Source organism: Streptomyces sp. NBC_01477 (assembly GCF_036227245.1).
GTDB lineage: Bacteria > Actinomycetota > Actinomycetes > Streptomycetales > Streptomycetaceae > Actinacidiphila.
In genome coordinates this window covers 7,652,740-7,672,268 of the sequence record NZ_CP109445.1, presented here as the reverse complement: position 1 = coordinate 7,672,268, position 19,529 = coordinate 7,652,740, and the positions used below count along the sequence as shown (strand labels likewise).

Sequence of the window (19,529 nt, the reverse complement as noted above, 5' to 3'; positions counted from 1 at the left end):
TGGAGGGGTGACCCTTATCGATCAGCTGCCGTCCGATGCCGACCCCGATGCTCTCTTCGAAGCGTTCTCGACGTGGGCGGAAGGGCAGGGCATCTCGCTCTACCCCGCCCAGGAGGAGGCGCTGATCGAAGTGGTCTCGGGTGCGAACGTGATCCTCTCCACCCCGACCGGATCCGGAAAGAGCCTGGTCGCGGCGGGTGCGCACTTCGCGGCGCTGGCCCGCGACGAGGTCACCTTCTACAGCGCCCCGATCAAGGCGCTGGTATCGGAGAAGTTCTTCGACCTCTGCAAGCTCTTCGGCACCGAGAACGTCGGGATGCTGACCGGTGACGCCTCGGTGAACCCCGACGCACCGGTGATCTGCTGCACGGCCGAGGTCCTCGCCTCGATCGCGCTGCGCGACGGGCGGGCCGCCGATGTCGGCCAGGTGGTCATGGACGAATTCCACTTCTACGCCGAGCCGGACCGCGGCTGGGCCTGGCAGATCCCGCTGCTGGAACTGCCGCAGGCGCAGTTCCTGCTGATGTCGGCGACTCTCGGTGACGTCAGCCGTTTCGAGGAGGACCTGACCCGGCGCACCGGGCGGCCCACCACGGTGGTGCGCTCGGCGACCCGTCCGGTGCCGCTGAGCTACGAATACCGCAGCACACCGCTGACCGAGACGCTGACCGAGCTGCTGGAGACCCGTCAGTCGCCGGTCTACATCGTGCACTTCACCCAGGCCGCCGCCGTCGAGCGGGCGCAGGCGCTGATGAGCATCAACATGTGCAGCCGGGCGGAGAAGGACGCGATCGCCGAGCTGATCGGCAACTTCCGCTTCACCACCACCTTCGGCCGCAACCTGTCGCGCTACGTCCGGCACGGCATCGGCGTGCACCACGCGGGGATGCTGCCCAAATACCGCCGGCTGGTGGAGAAGCTGGCGCAGGCCGGCCTGCTCAAGGTGATCTGCGGTACGGACACGCTCGGCGTGGGCGTCAATGTGCCGATCCGCACGGTGCTCTTCACCGCGCTCACCAAATACGACGGGCAGCGGGTACGGGTGCTGCGCGCCCGGGAATTCCACCAGATCGCCGGCCGCGCCGGGCGGGCCGGCTTCGACACGGCGGGCTTCGTCGAGGCGCAGGCGCCCGAGTACGTCATCGAGAACGAGAAGGCGCTCGCGAAGGCGGGCGACGACCCGAAGAAGCGCCGCAAGGTCGTGCGCAAGAAGGCGCCCGAGGGTTTTGTCGGCTGGTCCCAGGCCACCTTCGAGAAGCTGATCGCCGCGGACCCGGAACCGCTCACCTCGCGCTTCCGGGTCACCCACGCCATGCTGCTGTCGGTGATCGCCCGGCCGGGCAACGCCTTCGACGCGATGCGCAGCCTGCTGGAGGACAACCACGAGGACCGCCGCGCGCAACTGCGGCACATCCGCCGGGCCATCGCCATCTACCGTTCGCTGCTGGCCGGCGGTGTGGTGGAACGGCTCGCCGAGCCGGACGCGGAGGGCAGGATCGTCCGGCTGACCGTCGACCTGCAGCAGGACTTCGCGCTGAACCAGCCGCTGTCCACTTTCGCGCTGGCCTCCTTCGAACTGCTCGACCCGGAGTCCCCCTCCTACGCCCTGGACATGGTGTCGGTGGTGGAGTCGACGCTGGACGACCCGCGGCAGATCCTGGCGGCCCAGCAGAACAAGGCCAGGGGCGATGCGGTGGCCGCGATGAAGGCCGACGGCGTGGAGTACGAGGAGCGCATGGAGCGCTTGCAGGACGTGTCGTACCCCAAGCCGATGGAGGAGATCCTCCTGCACGCCTACGGCGTGTACCGCAAGAGCCACCCGTGGGTCGGTGATCATCCGCTGTCCCCCAAATCAGTGGTGCGCGACATGTACGAGCGCGCGATGACGTTCTCCGAATTCACCTCGTACTACGAGCTGGCCAGGACCGAGGGCATCGTGCTGCGCTATCTGGCCGGTGCCTACAAGGCGCTGGAGCACACCGTGCCCGACGACCTCAAGTCCGAGGACTTCCAGGATCTGACCGCCTGGCTCGGTGAGCTGGTCCGGCAGGTCGACTCCAGCCTGCTGGACGAGTGGGAGCAGTTGGCCAACCCGGAGGTGGAGAGCGCCGAGGAGGCCGCGGAGCGGGCCGACCAGGTCAAGCCGGTCACCGCGAACGCCCGCGCCTTCCGGGTGCTGGTCCGCAACGCGCTCTTCCGCCGGGTGGAGCTTGCCGCGCTGGAGAAATACCACCAGCTCGGCGAACTCGACGCGGAGTCCGGCTGGGACGCGGACACCTGGGCGGACGCGATGGACGCCTACTGGGACGAATACGACGACCTGGGCACCGGCCCCGACGCCCGCGGGCCGAAGCTGCTCATGATCGAGGAGCAGCCGGAACACGGGCTGTGGCGCGTGCGCCAGACCTTCGCCGATCCCAACGGCGACCACGGCTGGGGCATCTCGGCCGAGGTGGACCTGGCCGCCTCCGACGAGGAGGGCCGGGCGGTGATCAGGCTCACCGGTGTCGGCGAGCTGTAGGGGCACGCACCCGGGAGCCGTGCCGCGCCCCGGCCGTCCACGCGCCGGGCCGGACCGCGCCGCACCGGCCGGACCGCGCCGCACCGGCCGGACCGGGCCGCACCACGCCGGAACCGCCGGACCGGGCGGGCCGCCGTCAGCCGTCGGCGACCTGCCTACGGCTCCGCAGCAGCCTGCGCAGACTCCGCCGCGGCCGGTCCCCGATCGGTCCGAGTGCGGGCGGCCGCCGCCGGGGCAGGGGCCGCGGCACCGGGTCCCGGTCGCGCGCCCGGCTCAGGGCGTCGGCCAGCGCGACCAGGCCGAGCGCGATCTCGTCCGGGTGGTCCGCGGCGGTGAGCCGTCTGATCAGGGCGGCATCGGCCAGTGGCCCGGGCCGGCCGGGCGGCAGCGCCGCGCGGATCCTGCGCAGCCGGGCGCGCTCGGACGGATCGGGCACCGCCGAGTCGGTGATCTCGGGGCCGAGGAGCGCGGCCCACACCGCGGCCTCGTCCCACGCTCCTGGCGCGTCCCTGACCAGTTGGGCGACCCGGCGCGACCGCCAGCCGCGCGGCCGCTGGTCCTCGCCGTCGGCGGCGCATTCACGCACCGCCGCGGGCAGCCGGCCGGCCAGCAGTGCGGGACTGCCCGCCGCGAACTCCTTCAGCTCGGCGGCGAGATAGAGCCAGACCACAGCGCGGTAGCGGTTGACGTACCAGCGCACCGGCCGGACGCAGCCGGCCCTCGTCAGCCGGAGCAGCCGCTCACGGCTGATCCCCAGCAGCTCGGCGCCCTCGGTGGTGTTGACCAGCTGGATCCGCTCCAGCAGGGCCTTAATCCCGCCCTCGGCGTCCCGCACTCTGGCGATCTCCGGCTCGGGCACTCGCGGTTTGTCCGTGCCGCCGCCGACGGTGGCGATCTCGCCGAGCAGCAGCGCCAATTCGAAGTCCGAGAAATCCAGGCCCAATTCCTCGCGCGCCCGGTTGAGGGTGAGCGTCCGCCGCCCGCCGGGGTCCGCTCCGCGAGCCGCTCCGACCGTGCCCGTCCCTGCTGCGCCGACTGTCTCGACCTCGCCGGCCGGTCCAACCGCCCCAACGCTTCCGGCTGTCTTCGTCGTCATCACTGTCATCACTCCCCGTACGAGCCAACTACTGACAGTGACGACTCTAGCTCGTTCGACGAACACGCGTTCCAGGCCTGTGGATAACTCACGTCTTCGCAGCTCAACGCACGCGACAGCCACTCGGAGACGGCCGAACGCCCGGTCCCGCCACGCGGGTCCGGGAAAGGAGGGGTCAGTAAATCGAACCCGGGTTGCGGGCGGCGACGCCCAGATGCTCCCCGACCCGGTGCACCAGCAGCGTCATCTCGTAGGCGACCCGGCCGACATCGGCCTCCATGCCGCTGAGGACCGACAGGCAGCTGCCGTCGCCCGCCGCGGTCACGAAGAGGTAGCCCTCGTCGAACTCGACCATGGTCTGCCGCACTCCGCCGGTGCCGAACTGGCGGCCGGCCCCCTTGGCGAGGCTGTGGAAGCCCGACGAGACTGCGGCCAGGTGCTCGGCCGCCGGGCGGTCGAGCCCGCCGCTGACCCCCGTGACCAGACCGTCGTTGGACAGGACGAGTGCGTGCTGCACGTGCGGCACACGCTGCGTCAGATCATCGAGCAGCCACGCGAGCCTGTTGCTCACCGTCATCGCCCTGCCTCCCGTCTCCCCCTGCCCTAGAGCCTGTCGCGCCGGGCGCTCTTCGGCAACCCCGCCTCGGCGCGCCGCGGCGATCGAATCTCCGGGCGGCGGCGGGGACCGGCGGTATTCAGCCGCCGCGGGGCGCGTACATGATGACACCCACTCCCACCAGGCAGATCACCGCTCCGGTGATGTCGAAGCGGTCCGGGCGGTAACCGTCGGCGACCATGCCCCACAAAAGGGAGCCCGCCACGAAGACACCGCCGTAGGCGGCCAGGATGCGGCCGAATTCGGCGTCCGGCTGGCGGGTCGCGACGAATCCGTAGAGGCCCAGGGCCACAACGCCCGCGCCCATCCAGCCGATGCCGCGGTGCTCGCGCACCCCCTGCCAGATCAGCCAGGCGCCGCCGATCTCCAGGACGGCGGCGAGCACGAAGAGCGCGAGGGAACGCAGGGTGAGCATGCCACCATGATGCATGGCCAGTATCGGAAGCGAACGGGAGCGGGTGCGGGTCTTCTTCGCGGAGCGTGCCGTGGGCTGGGAGACGCGGTATCCCGACGACACGCCCGCCTACACGGCCGCGGTCGCCGCGCTGGAACCGCCGCCGGGCGGCCGGGCACTGGACGCCGGGTGCGGCACCGCGCGGGCGCTGCCACTGCTGCGGGCGGCCGTCGGCCCGGCGGGAGATGTGGTGGGCCTGGACCTGACGCCGGAGATGCTGCGCGAGGCCGCCGTTCTCGGGCGGCGCGCCGACGGGGCGCTGATCGAGGCGGACAGCGCGCAACTGCCTTTGCGTGCCGGGGCTTTCGACGCCGTTCTCGCGGCGGGGCTGGTGCACCATCTGCCGGATCCCGCGGCGGGGCTGCGGGAATTGGCCAGGGTGACCCGGCCGGGCGGCCGGCTGGCGCTCTTCCACCCGCTGGGGCGGGCCGCGCTGGCCGCTCGCCGCGGCCACGCCCTGCGCGCCGACGACATCAGGGCCGAGCGGCAGCTCCGCCCGCTGCTGTCCGCGACGGGGTGGGAGCTGTCGCTGCTGGACGACTCCGAGGAGCGCTATCTCGCGGTCGCGGTCAGGCAGCGGAACTGATCGCCGCCGCATAGGCCCGCGGATTGTCGAACATGATGCAGTGCCCGGCGCCTGGCACCGCGATCACCCGGACACCGGACGCGGCGAGGCAACCACCTCCGTGCCGCGCACTGCGGCGGCGTCCAGGACCGCCGCCAGTGCGTCGGCGTGCTCCTCCAGGGTGTAGCCGAAGTCGGCGGGGCGGTCGGAGATGCCGAAGCCGGGCAGGTCGACGTAGAGCGTGCGCCGCCCGGCGAGTTCCGGATACGCCGACAGGTGCGCCGTGTACGGGCCCGAAGCCGCGCCCAGCCCGTGCACATGGACGCGGGCCGGGCCCTCGCCCTCCGCCTCGGTCCATCGGATGTACGCGCCCGCGGGGCCGAATCCCGTCTGCCGCATCACTGCCGCCTTCCCTGCCGGTGCCGTGCCGTCACGACCTCCGGACTATACATCGGTGACGATGTACAGCCGCAGCGTGGCAGAATGACCCGATGCTGGAACTCTCGATCCTCGGCTTCCTCCACGAGACCCCGCTGCACGGCTATGAGCTGCGTAAACGCGTGGCCGCACTGACCGGGCACGTGAAGCCGATCGCGGAGAGCACGCTCTACCCGGCGATCAAGCGGCTGGAGAAGGCGGGCTGGCTGCGGCGCGACACGCAGCCCGGCGCAGTGGCCGCGCCGCGGCATGTACTCAGCCTGACGCCGGCCGGGCGGGCGGAGCTGATGCGGCGGCTCGCCGAGCCGGACGCGCTGGACATCAGCAACGAGAACCGCTGGTTCGGGGTGCTCGCCTTCCTGCGGCACCTCGGCGACCCCGCCGCGCAGGCCGTGGTGCTGCGCCGCCGGCTGGCCTTCCTGGAGGAGCCGTCGAGCTTCTTCTACGCCGACGACCGCCCGGTGAGCGCGGAAGAGATCGACGACCCCTTCCGGCAGGGCGTACTGACCATCGCCCGGGCGACCACCCGGGCCGAACTGGGCTGGCTGCGGACGACCCTGGCGGGGCTCGACGCCGCAGTATGAGCCGCCTCGCTGTTCCGGCGCCGGGGCGACAGGCACAGCGGCGCCCGCCACGTGCGGCAACTGCGCGGGCACCTCGCGAGGTGCGGGCGTCATGACCTCTCGACGCGGACGTTACCGGCTGGTTAAGGTGCGCGGACCGGAACGAGAGGGAGGGCGTCACATGGCCGCGGCCGACCGTACGGGGGACGACGACGAGCTGTACGTGCTGACGGCCGCGATGCTGACGCCCGAGCGCTTTCCCGGCGTGCTGGGCGACGACTATCCCGCCGCCTGCGCGCACCTGGGCCTCGACCCGCTGCCCGACGGCTACGGCCTGATGTTCGGCCAGGACGGCGGCGGGGCGCGCTGGACGGTCGCGACCACCGACGCCGCCATGGTCGCGTGTGCGCTCGCCGCCTGGGACTGCGGGCTGGAATACGCGCTCTCCCCCGACGACAGCACCCTGGCCGCGTCCTTGCCCGGCTGGCCGCTGCCGGTCGCCGTGTCGGTGCCCGGTGTCCCCGCGCCGCACGACCCGGCCGGCCAGGAGGCGGGACCCGCGCTCGCACCGCCCGACGTCTCGGTGTGGGGACCGCCGCAGCGGCGGCTCGGCGCCGACGAGATCGCGGTCCGCTGGCACGAGTGGCGCGACCAGTTGATACCGCCCGCCGGGCCGGAAGCGGAATCCGGGGCGGAGGCGGACCCGCCGCAGGAGGCGGAGCCGACAGCGGGGCAGGAAGCGGGGCAGGAAGCGGGCCAGGAATCCGCGGCGGAAAAGGCGGCTCCCCCGGTCTCCCACGACGGTGTGCGCCGCGCACTGCAAGGCGCCGAGGAATACCTCCGCACGCCCCCGCCGCCCGGCCGGGTACGCACCACCGCGGGCACCCTGCGGGCCGACGGGCCGGGCTGGAGCCTGGTCGCCAGGACCGACGACGTGGCCTTCGTCCTGCTCGACGAGGCCCCGGGCGAGGTGCTGCCCGTCGGCCGCGGTCCGTCACTCCCGCCGCTGCTCGAAGCCCTCGGGAAGCTGGCGTCGGTGACGCCCTGACGCCGGTACAGCCTCGCAGGGCCGTACCGGCGCACTCAGCCGCGCGCGCGGAGCCGCCGCACGGACGGGCCCCGGGTCAGTCCGCCGCGATGTCCGCGGCCACCGCGTCGGCCGCCTTGCGGGCCGCCACCAGCACCGGGTCCCAGACCGGGGAGAAGGGCGGCGCATAGCCGAGGTCGAGGCCGACCATCTGCTCGACGGTCATGCCCGCGGTCAGGGCGACCGCCCCGACGTCGACCCGCTTCGCCGCGCCCTCGCCGCCGACGATCTGCACGCCGAGCAGCCGCCCGGTGCGGCGCTCCGCGAGCATCTTGACCGTCATCGGGTCGGCGTCCGGGTAGTAACCCGCACGGCCGGTGGACTCGATGACCGCGGTCACGTAGCGCAGCCCCGCCGCGCGGGCCTGCGACTCCTTGAGGCCGGTGCGGGCGATCTCCACGTCGCACACCTTGCTGACGGCGGTGCCGACCACGCCGGGGAAGGTGGCGTAGCCGCCGCCGATGTTGGTGCCGATGATCCGGCCGTGCTTGTTGGCGTGGGTGCCGAGCGCGATGTGCTGGAGCGCGCCGGAGACCAGGTTGAGCACTTCGACGCAGTCGCCGCCCGCCCAGACCCGCTCGGTGCCGCGCACCCGCATGGCGCGGTCGGTGAGCAGACCGCCGTGTGCGCCGAGCGGCAGCCCGGCCGCGGCGGCCAGGCCGGTCTCCGGGCGTACGCCCAGGCCCAGTATCACCAGGTCGGCGGGGTGTTCCGCGTCGTCGGTGGCCACCGCGCGGACCCGGCCGTCGTCGCCGGTGAGCACCGCGCGGACCGGGGCGCCGGAGACCACCAGCACCCCGAGGCATTCGAGGGCCTCGCGCACCAGCCGTCCCATGTCCGGGTCGAGGGTCGTCATCGGCTGGTCGTTCCGGTCGATCAGCGTCACGTCGAGACCGCGTCGCAGCATCGCCTCGGCCATTTCCACGCCGATGTATCCGCCGCCCACCACCACGGCGCGGCGTACTTCCGCGCGGTCCAGGCCGCGCAGGACGGCCTCGCCGTCGTCCAGGGTCTGTACCCCGTAGACGCCGGGGGCGTCGATGCCGGGCACCGGCGGGCGTACCGGCACCGCGCCGGTGGCGATGACCAGCTGGTCGTAGCCGGTCCAGGCCTCGCGGCCGCCGGTGTCCCGGCTGCGGACCCGGCCGCCCTCCAGGTCGATCCCGGTGACCTCGGTGCCCAGCCGCAGATCGATGTCGCGCGACCGGTGCTCGGCCGCGGTCCTGGCGACCAGCGCGTCGGGGCCGTCCACGGCGCCCCCGATCCAGTACGGAATGCCGCAGGCGGAGTACGAGGTGTGGTGCCCGCGTTCGAAGGCGACGATCTCCAGGTCGCCGGCTGCCCGGCGGCGACGCGCCTGGGACGCGGCCGACATGCCCGCCGCGTCGCCGCCGATGACCACCAGACGCTCCGTCATGTCCCGTGCCACTCCTCTACGACCGGTGGGATCGGATGCAACCGGCGCACCCATACCGCACCCTACGTGGGGCGGAGCACCGGGCTCGTACGCACCTCTTTACGTCACTCACATGTCCCAGTAACCTCACGAAGGTTCTTGCAGCAACTTGCGCAAGATATCCGGCCGTTCGTTCCGTGGCGCGCGGAAAGGCGGCATCCCAGACACCGGCCGCCTGTGCGGCCCCGTCCGAGGAGCCCGACGTGAAAGCCCTTTCGCGCCATCACCGCAGAACCAGGCCAGGCCCGCTGGCGGCGATACTCGCCGTCGTCGCCGGGCTGCTGGCCGCCCTGCTCCCCGCCCTGTCCACCGGCGCGGCCCCCGCGGCCGCCGCCACGGGTGGCAGCACCGCCACCGTCTACTACTCCACCACGTCGTCCAACTGGTCTGCCTACGACCTGCACTGGGCGCCGGACGGCGGCAGCTGGACCACCGTGCCGGGCGTCGCCATGGACGCGGCGTGCACCGGCTGGGTGAAGAAGACCGTCGACCTGGGCACCGCCACCGGGTGGCAGGCCACCTTCAACAACGGCCAGGGCACCTGGGACAACAACGGCGGCAAGAACTACGCCCTGGGCACCGGCACCATCACCGTCAAGGACGGCGCCATCGCGCACAGCGACCCGTGCGCGGGCGGCGCCACCGATCCGCCGCCGGCCACCTCGGCGACGGTCTTCTACTCCACCGCCACCGTCGGCTGGACGACCGTCAACCTGCACTACGCGCCGACCGGCAAGGCCTGGACGACGGTCCCGGGCGTCGGCATGGCGGCGGCCTGCACCGGCTGGGTGAAGAAGACCGTCGACCTCCAGGGCGCGGCCGGCCTGGCCGCCACCTTCAACAACGGGAACGGCACCTGGGACAACAACAACGGCGCGAACTACGCGCTCTCCTCGGGTGTCAGCACCGTCAAGGACACCAAGGTCACCGCCCACGCCGCCGACCCCTGTGCGGCCGTAATCCCCGACACCACGCCGCCCACCGTGCCGAGCGCGGTGAAGGCCACCGCCACCGACACCTCCGTGGTGCTGACCTGGAACCCGTCCACCGACGACACAGGGGTGACGGGTTACCGGGTGACCCGCAGCGGCGGCACCAAGGGCAGCGTGGTGACCAGCGTCGGCTCCACGGTCTTCTCGGAGACCGGCCTGGAGGCTGCGACCGTCTACACCTACACCGTCGTGGCCCTGGACGCGGCGGGCAACGCCTCGGCCGCGTCCGCGGCGGCGAGCGCCACCACCGGGCACGCCCCGCCGCCCGCCACCGCCGGCCAGATGATCGGCACCGACCCGCGCAAGGACCCGATCTACTTCGTGCTGACCGCCCGCTTCTACGACGGCGACACCAGCAACGACCGCGGCGGCAACCAGGACGTGGCGTCCGGCAACGCGGCGAACAACGACCCCATGTTCCGCGGCGACTTCAAGGGACTGGTGCAGAAGCTCGACTACGTCAAGGCGCTCGGCTTCTCCGCGATCTGGATCACCCCGGTGGTGCTGAACCGCAGCGACTACGACTACCACGGCTACCACGGCTGGGACTTCTACCGGGTGGACCCGCGCCTGGAGTCGGCGGGGGCGTCGTACCAGGACCTGATCAACGCGGCCCACGCCAAGGGCATCAAGATCTACCAGGACGTGGTCTACAACCACAGCTCCCGGTGGGGCGCCAAGGGGCTGTACGTGCCCACCGTCTACGGCGTCAGGGACTCCCAGTGGTCGTGGTACTACGACCAGAAGGAGGACGGCTTCGAATACGACGGTCTGACGATCGACTCCAAGACCGGCAAGTCGTACTACAACGGCGACCTGTGGTCGACCGCGGAGCCGCCCGGCAACACCTGCCTGAACTGGGGCAAGCCCACCGGGCAGAAAAGCCCCGAGGGCTACACGCTCTACAACTGCCAGTGGCCGAACCCCACCTCGGGGATGTTCCCCGCGAAGTACTACCACCAGTGCTGGATCGGCAACTGGGAGGGCGAGGACTCGCGGTCGTGCTGGCTCGCCGACGACCTCGCCGACTTCAACACCGAGAATCCCGAGGTGCAGAACTATCTGATCGGCGCCTACAACAAATACATCGACATGGGCGTCGACGGTTTCCGCGTCGACACCGCGGTGCACATCCCGCGGGTCACCTGGAACCGCCGCTTCCTGCCCGCGCTCCAGCAGCGGGTGCTCCAGGACTGGGGCCAGGACAAGGCGCAGAATTTCTTTGTCTTCGGCGAGGTCGGCGCCTTCGTCAACGACAAGTGGAACCGCGGGTCGGTCAACCACTCGGCGCAGTTCTACACCTGGAAGGAGCGCAAGGAATACAGCCCGGACGACACGACCGCGGCCATCGAGCAGTACAACTACGAGGAGCAGCTGGGCACCGGCAACCAGCCGACGTCCGCCAACGCCTTCCTCGAGGGCAACGCCTATCACACCCCGGACCACAGCAAATTCTCCGGGATGAACATCATCGACATGCGCATGCACATGAATTTCGGTGACGCGCACAACGCCTTCAACAACGGCAAGGACTCCGACGACTCGACGAACGACGCCACCTACAACGTCGTCTACGTCGACAGCCACGACTACGGCCCCAACAAGTCGTCGGTGCGCTACAACGGCGGGCAGGACGCCTGGGCCGAGAACATGGCGCTGATGTGGACCTTCCGCGGCATTCCGACGCTCTACTACGGCTCCGAGATCCAGTTCCAGGCCGGCAAGACCATCGACTGCGGGCCGAGCTGCCCGCTGGCGACCACCGGCCGCGCCTATTACGGCGACCATGTGGAGGGCACGGTCACGGCGTCGGACTTCGGAACCGTCGCCAGTGCGTCGGGGCCGGTGGCCACCACTCTTGCGCAGCCGCTGGTCAAACATCTGCAGCGGCTGAACCAGATCCGGCGGGCGATCCCCGCGCTGCAGATGGGCCAGTACAGCACCGACGGCGTCAGCGGCGGCGGGATGTCCTTCAAACGCCGCTACACCGACACCGCGTCGGGGGTGGACAGCTTCGCCCTGGTGACGGTGACGGACGCCGCGTCCTTCACCGGCATTCCGAACGGCCGCTATGTGGACGCCGTCAGCGGTGACGTGCGGACCGTCACCGACGGCACGCTGTCCCTTGCCGCGCCCGGCAAGGGCGACATGCGGGTCTATGTGCTCGACCTCGGCGGCAGGAACGCCGCGCCGGGGAAGATCGGCACGGACGGCCCCTACCTCAAGTAGCCCGGATCCGCGCCTGCCCGGGCCTCCGGTCACACGGAGGCCCGGGCGGGCGTGCCCGCCCGGGCCGGTGGTCCGTCCGGACCGGTCAGACGGTCTCGGCCGGCGTCGGGCAGATTCAGACTTTTTCCAGCGGGCGGTGCGGGGGCGCCGGCAGCTCGACGGCGATCGGGTCGCCGGGGCGCAGCGTGCCGGGGGCCAGCACGATGCCCATGACGCCGGCCTTGCGGACCACCGCGCCCGACTCGTCCCGGCCGATGACCTGCTTGAGCAGGCCGGCCCGGAAGCGGTCGATCTGGCGGCAGGGATTGCGCAGCCCGGTGATCTCCACGACGGCCTCGGGCCCGAGGCGCAGCCGGGTGCCGGCCGGCAGGCCGAGCAGGTCGATGCCCCGGGTCGTGACGTTCTCGCCCAGGTCGCCGGGGGTCACCGCGTAGCCCGCGGCGCGCAGCTCGTCGAACAGCTCGGCGTGGATCAGATGGACCTGCCGGAGGTTGGGCTGCGCCGGGTCCTGGGCGATACGGGACAGGTGCTGGACGGTGACGCCGAGGTGCGCGTCACCCTCCACGCCCAGACCGGCGAGCAGCCGGATGCTGGATCGGTTGGGCTTGCTGAATCGATGGTCCGTGTCGGTGCTGACCGCGATGACGGTGGCATGACTCATCGGATGGTCTTCCCCTCGATCGGATGCCCTGACCCGATGATTCACCCTACCGGGGAAAGAACCAGGTCAACGACCGATCTGCCGTCGGCTCACCCGGCGCAGCCTGCGCCGCTGCGAGGAGTCGAGGGCCAGATATCCCGCGACCGGGATACCGATGATGATCAGGAAGAACAGCCACAGCGGAATCCAGTGCAGCAGGATCAGCCCGAGGATGACGCCGCCGATGGCGACCTTCGTACGATTCGACATTTTCCCGCCTCCGTCCGCGGCATCCGGCGGCCGGACGCCGCGCCCTCTTCCCTTACCGCCTACCCATCAGAACGCACCGCAGACCGTCGTGGTTCCCCCGGCTCACCTGCCGCCGGTCAGGCCCGCCCGGCGCAGGGCGTCGGCCATCGCGCCGCCCGCCGCCTGGGGTGCGGAGCCGCCGCCGCGCCGGTCGCCCTGGCCCTGCCTGCCGCCCTGCCGCGGCGCCTTGCCGCGGCGCTCACCGCCGCCGCCACCGCTGCCATTGCCGCCGCCGCCATTGCCGCCACCGCCGGCCGGACCGGACGCCTTGGCCTCGTCGTCCAGCCGCAGCGTCAGCGAGATCCGCTTGCGCGGCAGGTCGACGTCGAGCACCTTGACCCGCACGATGTCGCCCGGCTTGACCACCTCCCGCGGATCCGACACATAGCTGCGGGACAGCGCCGACACATGGACCAGGCCGTCCTGGTGGACGCCGACGTCCACGAACGCGCCGAAGGCCGCCACATTGGTGACCACGCCCTCCAGCAGCATCCCGGGCCGGAGGTCCTTCATCTCCTCCACGCCCTCCTTGAAGGTCGCGGTCTTGAACGCGGGCCGCGGGTCGCGGCCGGGCTTCTCCAGCTCGGCGAGGATGTCGGTGACGGTCGGCAGGCCGAAGGAGTCGTCCACGAAGTCCTGCGGGCGCAATGTGCGCAGGACCGTGCCGTTGCCGATCAGCTCGGCGATGCCGGTGCCCGCGGTCGTACCGATCCTGCGGACCACCGGGTACGCCTCGGGGTGCACCGCGGAGGCGTCCAGCGGGTCGTCGCCGCCGAGGATGCGCAGGAAGCCCGCGCACTGCTCGTACGCCTTGGGGCCGAGCCTGGCGACGCCCTTGAGGTCCTTGCGGGTACGGAAGGGGCCGTTGGCGTCGCGATGGGTGACGATGTTGGCGGCCAGGCCCTCGGTGATGCCCGAGACCCGGCGCAGCAGCGGCACCGACGCGGTGTTGACGTCGACCCCGACGCCGTTGACGCAGTCCTCGACGACCGCGTCGAGGGAGCGGGACAGCTTCACCTCGGACAGGTCGTGCTGGTACTGGCCGACCCCGATGGACCGCGGGTCGATCTTGACCAGTTCCGCCAGCGGGTCCTGGAGCCGGCGGGCGATGGACACCGCGCCGCGCAGCGACACGTCCAGCTCGGGAAGCTCGGCGGAGGCATAGGCGGAGGCGGAGTAGACCGAGGCGCCGGCCTCCGACACCACGGCCTTGGTCAGGTTCAGCTCGGGGTGCGCCGTGATCAGTTCGGCGGCGAGCTTGTCGGTCTCCCGTGACGCGGTGCCGTTGCCGATCGCGATCAGGTCCACCCGGTGGGCCGCGGCGAGGCGGGCCAGTGTCGCCAGGGACTCGTCCCAGCGGTTGCGCGGCACATGCGGGTAGATCGTGTCGGTGGCGACCACCTTGCCGGTGGCGTCGACCACGGCGACCTTGACGCCGGTGCGCAGGCCCGGGTCGAGGCCCATGGTGGACCGGGTGCCGGCAGGCGCGGCCAGCAGCAGGTCGCGCAGATTCGCGGCGAAGACCCGTACCGCCTCGTCCTCCGCCTCCTGGCGCAGCCGGACCCGGAGATCAAGGCTGAGCCGGACCAGGAAACGGGTGCGCCAGGCCCAGCGGACCGTGTCGCCGAGCCATTTGTCGGCCGGGCGGCCGCGGTCGGTGATGCCGAACTGCTGGGCGATGCGGCGCTCGAAGCTCGTCGGGCCCTCGGCGGGCTCCTCGGGCTCCAGCGTCAGGTCGAGGATTTCCTCCTTCTCGCCGCGCAGCATCGCCAGCACCCGGTGCGAGGGCAGCTTGGTGAAGGGTTCGGCGAAGTCGAAGTAGTCGGCGAATTTCGCGCCGGCCTCCTCCTTGCCCTCGCGCACCTTCGCCATCAGCCGGCCGCGGCTCCACATCCGGGTGCGCAGCTCGCCGACCAGGTCGGCGTCCTCCGAGAAGCGCTCGGTGAGGATGGCCCGCGCGCCGTCGAGGGCTGCTGCCGCGTCCTCCACCCCGTTGTCGGCGGACACATACGGCGCCGCGGCGGTCTGCGGGTCCAGCGCCGGGTCGGCGAGCAGGCCGTCGGCGAGCGGTTCGAGGCCGGCCTCCCGGGCGATCTGCGCCTTGGTGCGCCGCTTGGGCTTGTACGGCAGGTAGATGTCCTCCAGGCGCGCCTTGGAGTCCGCCGCCATGATCTGCGCCTTGAGCGCGTCGTCGAGCTTGCCCTGCGCCTCGATGGACTCCAGGACGGCCGCCCGCCGCTCGTCCAGCTCCCGCAGATAGCGCAGCCGCTCCTCCAGATTGCGCAGCTGCTCGTCGTCGAGGGTGCCGGTGGCCTCCTTGCGGTAGCGCGCGATGAACGGCACGGTGGCCCCGCCGTCGAGCAGATCGACGGCCGCCCGCACCTGACCTTCGCGTACGCCCAACTCCTCGGCGATCCTGCGTTCGACCGAAACGTTGCCGCTGATGATGCCGCTCCTCAGGCCCGGGCCAAGACGCGTGACGCTTGGCGGTTGTCAGCATCGTAGACGCCGCCGGTGGCCGTACCGGCTCGACGGGCCGCCGGGGGCGCCGCCGCCCGTGTGCGGCCGGTCAGGCGAGCGTCTTCTCGAACCAGTGGTCGGCGTACGGGCTGTCGTTGTACCGCTCGATCTCGCGGTAGCCGTGCCGGGCGTAGAGCGCGCGGGCCTCGACCAGGTCCGCGCGTGTGTCGAGGCGGACCGCCCGGGCGCCGAAGGTGCCGCGGGCGAGGCCCTCCGCCAGCTCGATCAGGCTGCCGGCCACGCCGCGCCCGCGGGCCTCGGGGACGACGAACATCCGGGTCAGCTCCACCGTGCCGGCGTCCAGCGCCCGCACTCCCAGGCAGCCCACCGCGGCGCCGCCGATCCTGGCGACGGCGAAGATGCCGGTGGGCAGCGCCAGGTCGTCGCTCGGCTCCTGCGCGATCACCGCGGAGACTTCGGCGTCATCGGTCGGCCGCCCGTAGTAACGAATGATCAGCTCCGTGTAATACCGGCGTATCAGCGTTACCGCGTCGGGGTGCGACACTGGCAGGGGCGCGGTCGTCCAGTCGGCCGTGCAGAGATCGTCCGTGGTCATGCGGTCCATCCTGGCAGCGGTCAGGTGGGGATATCCCCCGGTTTTCCGGGGGTCTGGCACCCCGGGAAACCGGGTGATGGCGCCATGGTCCGCGGCGGGCGGTGGTTCGTAGCGTCGCAGTACGGCCCGGCCGGGCCGTCATTGCCGGACACCGCCCGTCACCGAGGAGCGCCCATGGCGACCGTCCTGAGTACCGTCGACCCTCCCGAGAAGGCCCCGGACAGCGGGTCGAGCGGGACAAGCGAATTCACCCCGCTGCTGTGCGCGGTGCGGGAAGCCGGGCTGCTGCGGCGGCGCCGGGGGCACTACGTGATGTCGATCGCGGTGAATCTGCTGGCACTCGCCGCGGTGTGGGCGGCCGTGGTGCTGGTCGGCGGCACCGGGTCGTGGTGGGTGCTGGCCCTGACGGTGCCCGCCGCGGTCCTGTCGGCGCGCAGCGGCTTCGTCGGGCACGACGCCGGGCACCAGCAGATAGCGGCGGGCCGCAGGACGAACCGGGTCATCGCCCTCTTCCACGGCAATCTGCTGCTGGGCATGGGCGCGGGCTGGTGGGCGGACAAGCACAACCGGCACCACGCGAACCCCAACCATGTCGGCAAAGACCCCGATGTGGAGGTGGGCGCGCTGGTGTGGACCCGGGCGCAGGCCGTCGAAAGGCGGGGCTTCGCGCGCTTCCTGACCCGTCATCAGGCACGGCTGTTCTTCCCGATGCTGCTGCTGGAAGGGCTGGCGCTGAAGGTGGCCAGCTTCCAGGACCTGCGCCGGCTGGACCGCAAGGGGCGGCTGATCGAGGGCTCGCTGCTGGTGGCGCATCTGGCGGGCTATGCCGCGCTGCTGCTGATCGCGCTGCCGCTGCCGCAGGCCATCGCCTTCGCCGCGCTGCACCACGCGCTGTTCGGCCTGCACCTGGGCTGCGCCTTCGCGCCGAACCACAAGGGCATGGAGATGCCGGAGGAGGGCGCGCGCTGGGGGCACCTGCGGCGCCAGGTGCTGACGTCGCGCAATGTGCGTGGCAATCCGGTGGTCGACTTCTTCCTGGGCGGTCTGAACTACCAGATCGAGCATCACCTCTTCCCGAGCCTGCCGCGCCCGAATCTGCCGCTGGCGCGTCCGCTGGTGCGCGCCCATTGCGCGCGGATCGGCGTCAGGTACACCGAGACCGGGCTGTTCGACTCCTATGCGCAGGCGCTGGGCCATATGCACGCGGTCGGGGCGCCGTTGCGCTGAGCGCCGCGGGACCTGGCGCACCGTCACAGCCGGGCGGGCTTGGCGGTCCCGTAGAGCCAGGTCGCGAACAGCGGCTTGAGGTCACGGGTGGTCAGCCCGGCGCAATAGGCGGTGAATTCGGCGGTGGAGGCATTGCCGTGGAGATGGGCGGCGGGCCAGCCGCGCAGCAGCGTCGCGAAGGCGGTGTCGCCGAGCGCCCGGTGCAGTTCGTGGAGGACCAGCGCGCCGCGGTTGTAGACGGGCGGTGCGGAGACGTCGGCGGCCGTGGGCGGCGCGGCGGGCGGGAAGGCCCAGGTGCCGGGGTCGGCGAAGGCGGTGGCGGCGCTGCGGGAGACCGGGACGCCGCCGTCGTGATCCTGCCACAGCCAGGTCGCGTAGGTCGCGAACCCCTCGTTGAGCCACATGTCCTGCCAGCTGCTCGGGGTGACGGAGTCCCCGAACCACTGGTGGGACAGTTCGTGCACCAGTGTCGGTACGGCGACGGCGGGCCCGCTGCCGTCGCCGGGGAAGACCGGCCGGTTCTGGGTCTCCAGCGCGTAGCCGACCTGGCCGGACGGCAGGTGGTCCACGACGGCGCCCGCCGAGCCGAAGGGAAAGGGGCCGAAAAGGCCGGCCTCCCAGTCCAGGATCTCCGGCAGGCGGCTCAGCGCGGCGGCGGTCTGCCGGTCGTCCGAGCGCGGGTCGACGGCGGTGTAGAGCGCGATGCCGCCGGGGGTGCGGGAGCGGGTGACGGTGTAGTGGCCGATGCCCACGGTGGCCAGATACGTCGCCATGGGCGCGGTGCTGCGCCAGTGGAAGGACGTACGGCCCGCGGCGGTACGGGTGCCGGCCGGCTCGCCGTTGGACACCACGCTCAGGCCCGTGGGCACCGACATGGTGACGTCGAAGGCCGCCTTGTCCGAGGGGTGGTCGTTGCCGGGGAACCACGCCATCGAGCCGACGGGCTCGCCGAGCGCCAGGGCGCCGTCGTCGGTGCGGAACCAGCCCTCGTGCGACCCGTCCGGGTCGGTGAGCAGCCGGGGCACACCGGCGTAGGCCACCGTGGTCTCGAAGCGCGCGCCCCGGCGCAATGTACGGGCCGGCCGCACGGTCAGCTCGGTGCCGGAGCGGGTGGCGCGGGCCGCCCGCCCGTCGACGCCGACCCGGGCGACGGTGAGGCCGGCGAGGTCGAGGTCGAAGCCGCTGAGGTCCTGGGTCGCGGTGGCGGTGATCACCGCGGTGCCGGCCAGCCGCCCGGAGCCCGGGTCGTAGGACAGGTCGAGGCCGTAGTGCGTGACGTCGTAGCCGCCGTTGCCCGCGGCGGGGAAGAGCCGGTCGCCCAGGCCCGAGGTCCCGGCGGGGGCCGTGCCGCTTCCGCCCGAGCAGGCCAGCAGGCAGCCCGCGAGGCACGCGGGGAGCAGCCGGGAGGCGGCGCGCTGGGCGGATCGGCGAAGGGGCACGCGGGCCAGCGTACGAGGTGGAAAGGGGTGGCGGGCGGCGGTGGCGTCTTTCACGGCGCCGGTGGCGCGGCAATACTGGGGCGGTGCCGCAGACCGCCCTGACCATCGACGAGCTGGCCGCCCGCGCCGGGGTGACCGTACGCACCGTCCGCTTCTACGGCGCCCGCGGCCTGCTGCCGCCGCCCGACATCGGACCGCGCCGGGTGGGGCGGTACGGCGCGGAGCACCTGTCGCGGCTGGCGCTGATCGAGGAGTTGCAGCAGCACGGACTCACGCTCGCGGCCATCGAGCGCTATCTGGCGCAGCTGCCCGAGGGGATCAGCGCGCACGACCTGGCGATCCACCGGGCGCTGGTGGCGTCCTGGCTGCCCGAGGGCAGCGCGCGGCTCGGCAGGGAGCAGCTGGAGCAGCGGGCCGGCCGGCCGCTGGACGACGCCGATGTGGAGCGGCTGGCGGCGATGAACGTGCTGGAGCGGACCGCGGACCCGGACGTCTTCGTGGTCGACCCCGGCATCCTGCACCTGGGGGTGCGGCTGCTGGACATGCCGATCCCGCTGGAGGCCATCGTGGCGGCCAGGGAGGCGATGCAGAAGCACGCTCAGGCGGCGGCGGGGGCGATCAGCCGGATCTTCCGCGAGTCGGTGTGGGAGCCGGCGCCGGAGACCGAGCCGGACGCCGCGATGCGGTCGCTGTCGGCGCAGATGCAGCCGCTGGTGGTGCAGGCGCTGGTGACGGCCTTCCAGCGGTCGCTGAACGAGCAGCTGTGGGCCTGGCCGGCGCCCGCGGCGGAACAGTCCTGACGGGACCGTCGGCGGCGGGCA

At 72.0% G+C, this 19,529-nt stretch carries 16 protein-coding genes and 1 pseudogene; 7 read left to right on the top strand and 10 right to left on the bottom strand.

Features of this window, described 5'->3' with window-relative positions:
• Positions 1–7 precede the first annotated feature (7 nt).
• The gene (locus OHA86_RS32650; RefSeq protein WP_329181162.1) at positions 8–2,521 is read left to right on the top strand and encodes a DEAD/DEAH box helicase; all 2,514 of its coding nucleotides are present in this window, start codon (positions 8–10) and stop codon (positions 2,519–2,521) included.
• A gap of 136 nt (positions 2,522–2,657) precedes the next feature.
• Here OHA86_RS32650 and OHA86_RS32645 read toward each other — a convergent pair whose 3' ends face one another.
• From OHA86_RS32645 to OHA86_RS32635, 3 genes are all read right to left on the bottom strand, one after another.
• Positions 2,658–3,617: a DUF6397 family protein gene (locus tag OHA86_RS32645; RefSeq protein WP_329181161.1), complete on the bottom strand. Its 960-nt coding sequence runs from the start codon at positions 3,615–3,617 to the stop codon at positions 2,658–2,660.
• Between the two features lie 175 nt (positions 3,618–3,792).
• Positions 3,793–4,194 (bottom strand): roadblock/LC7 domain-containing protein, encoded by a 402-nt coding sequence (locus OHA86_RS32640; protein ID WP_329181160.1) that lies wholly within the window; start codon positions 4,192–4,194, stop codon positions 3,793–3,795.
• Between the two features lie 118 nt (positions 4,195–4,312).
• Positions 4,313–4,648, bottom strand: coding sequence for a YnfA family protein (locus OHA86_RS32635; protein WP_329181157.1), 336 nt, complete (start codon positions 4,646–4,648; stop codon positions 4,313–4,315).
• 13 nt (positions 4,649–4,661) lie between these two features.
• Here OHA86_RS32635 and OHA86_RS32630 point away from each other — a divergent pair, with 13 nt between their 5' ends.
• Entirely contained in the window at positions 4,662–5,273 is a 612-nt protein-coding gene (locus tag OHA86_RS32630) for a class I SAM-dependent methyltransferase (RefSeq protein WP_329181155.1), read from the top strand.
• 87 nt (positions 5,274–5,360) lie between these two features.
• On the opposite strand, the pseudogene OHA86_RS32625 reads toward OHA86_RS32630, so the two are convergent.
• Positions 5,361–5,651 (bottom strand): annotated as a pseudogene (locus OHA86_RS32625) (alpha/beta fold hydrolase); the annotation flags it as partial.
• Positions 5,652–5,743: 92 nt separating this feature from the next.
• On the opposite strand from OHA86_RS32625, the gene OHA86_RS32620 reads away from it, so the two are divergent.
• Positions 5,744–6,274: a PadR family transcriptional regulator gene (locus OHA86_RS32620; protein ID WP_329181153.1), complete on the top strand. Its 531-nt coding sequence runs from the start codon at positions 5,744–5,746 to the stop codon at positions 6,272–6,274.
• Positions 6,275–6,434: 160 nt separating this feature from the next.
• Positions 6,435–7,301 carry a hypothetical protein gene (locus OHA86_RS32615; protein ID WP_329181151.1) on the top strand — a complete coding sequence of 289 codons (867 nt, stop codon included), beginning with the start codon at positions 6,435–6,437 and terminating at the stop codon, positions 7,299–7,301.
• A 76-nt stretch (positions 7,302–7,377) separates the two neighbouring features.
• Here OHA86_RS32615 and OHA86_RS32610 read toward each other — a convergent pair whose 3' ends face one another.
• Positions 7,378–8,757, bottom strand: a complete 1,380-nt coding sequence (locus OHA86_RS32610; protein WP_329181149.1) for an FAD-dependent oxidoreductase — start codon at positions 8,755–8,757, stop codon at positions 7,378–7,380.
• Between the two features lie 242 nt (positions 8,758–8,999).
• On the opposite strand from OHA86_RS32610, the gene OHA86_RS32605 reads away from it, so the two are divergent.
• Positions 9,000–12,017, top strand: a complete 3,018-nt coding sequence (locus tag OHA86_RS32605; RefSeq protein WP_329181147.1) for a carbohydrate binding domain-containing protein — start codon at positions 9,000–9,002, stop codon at positions 12,015–12,017.
• Positions 12,018–12,132: 115 nt separating this feature from the next.
• Here OHA86_RS32605 and OHA86_RS32600 read toward each other — a convergent pair whose 3' ends face one another.
• The 4 genes from OHA86_RS32600 to OHA86_RS32585 form a co-directional block, all read right to left on the bottom strand.
• Positions 12,133–12,678, bottom strand: coding sequence for an MOSC domain-containing protein (locus tag OHA86_RS32600; RefSeq protein WP_329181145.1), 546 nt, complete (start codon positions 12,676–12,678; stop codon positions 12,133–12,135).
• 66 nt (positions 12,679–12,744) lie between these two features.
• On the bottom strand, positions 12,745–12,927 hold the full coding sequence (locus OHA86_RS32595) for a hypothetical protein (RefSeq protein ID WP_329181144.1): 183 nt from the start codon (positions 12,925–12,927) through the stop codon (positions 12,745–12,747).
• Between the two features lie 102 nt (positions 12,928–13,029).
• The gene (locus OHA86_RS32590) at positions 13,030–15,411 is read right to left on the bottom strand and encodes a Tex family protein (RefSeq protein WP_329182640.1); all 2,382 of its coding nucleotides are present in this window, start codon (positions 15,409–15,411) and stop codon (positions 13,030–13,032) included.
• Positions 15,412–15,535: 124 nt separating this feature from the next.
• Entirely contained in the window at positions 15,536–16,042 is a 507-nt protein-coding gene (locus OHA86_RS32585; RefSeq protein ID WP_329181142.1) for a GNAT family N-acetyltransferase, read from the bottom strand.
• Between the two features lie 174 nt (positions 16,043–16,216).
• On the opposite strand from OHA86_RS32585, the gene OHA86_RS32580 reads away from it, so the two are divergent.
• Positions 16,217–17,269 carry an acyl-CoA desaturase gene (locus OHA86_RS32580; RefSeq protein ID WP_329181140.1) on the top strand — a complete coding sequence of 351 codons (1,053 nt, stop codon included), beginning with the start codon at positions 16,217–16,219 and terminating at the stop codon, positions 17,267–17,269.
• 23 nt (positions 17,270–17,292) lie between these two features.
• On the opposite strand, the gene OHA86_RS32575 is transcribed toward OHA86_RS32580, so the two are convergent.
• Positions 17,293–18,708 carry a M1 family metallopeptidase gene (locus OHA86_RS32575; RefSeq protein WP_329181138.1) on the bottom strand — a complete coding sequence of 472 codons (1,416 nt, stop codon included), beginning with the start codon at positions 18,706–18,708 and terminating at the stop codon, positions 17,293–17,295.
• A gap of 83 nt (positions 18,709–18,791) precedes the next feature.
• Between OHA86_RS32575 and OHA86_RS32570 the strand changes: the two genes are divergently transcribed.
• Complete coding sequence (locus tag OHA86_RS32570) at positions 18,792–19,508, top strand: MerR family transcriptional regulator (protein ID WP_329181136.1); 717 nt, start codon at positions 18,792–18,794, stop codon at positions 19,506–19,508.
• Positions 19,509–19,529: the final 21 nt, after the last annotated feature.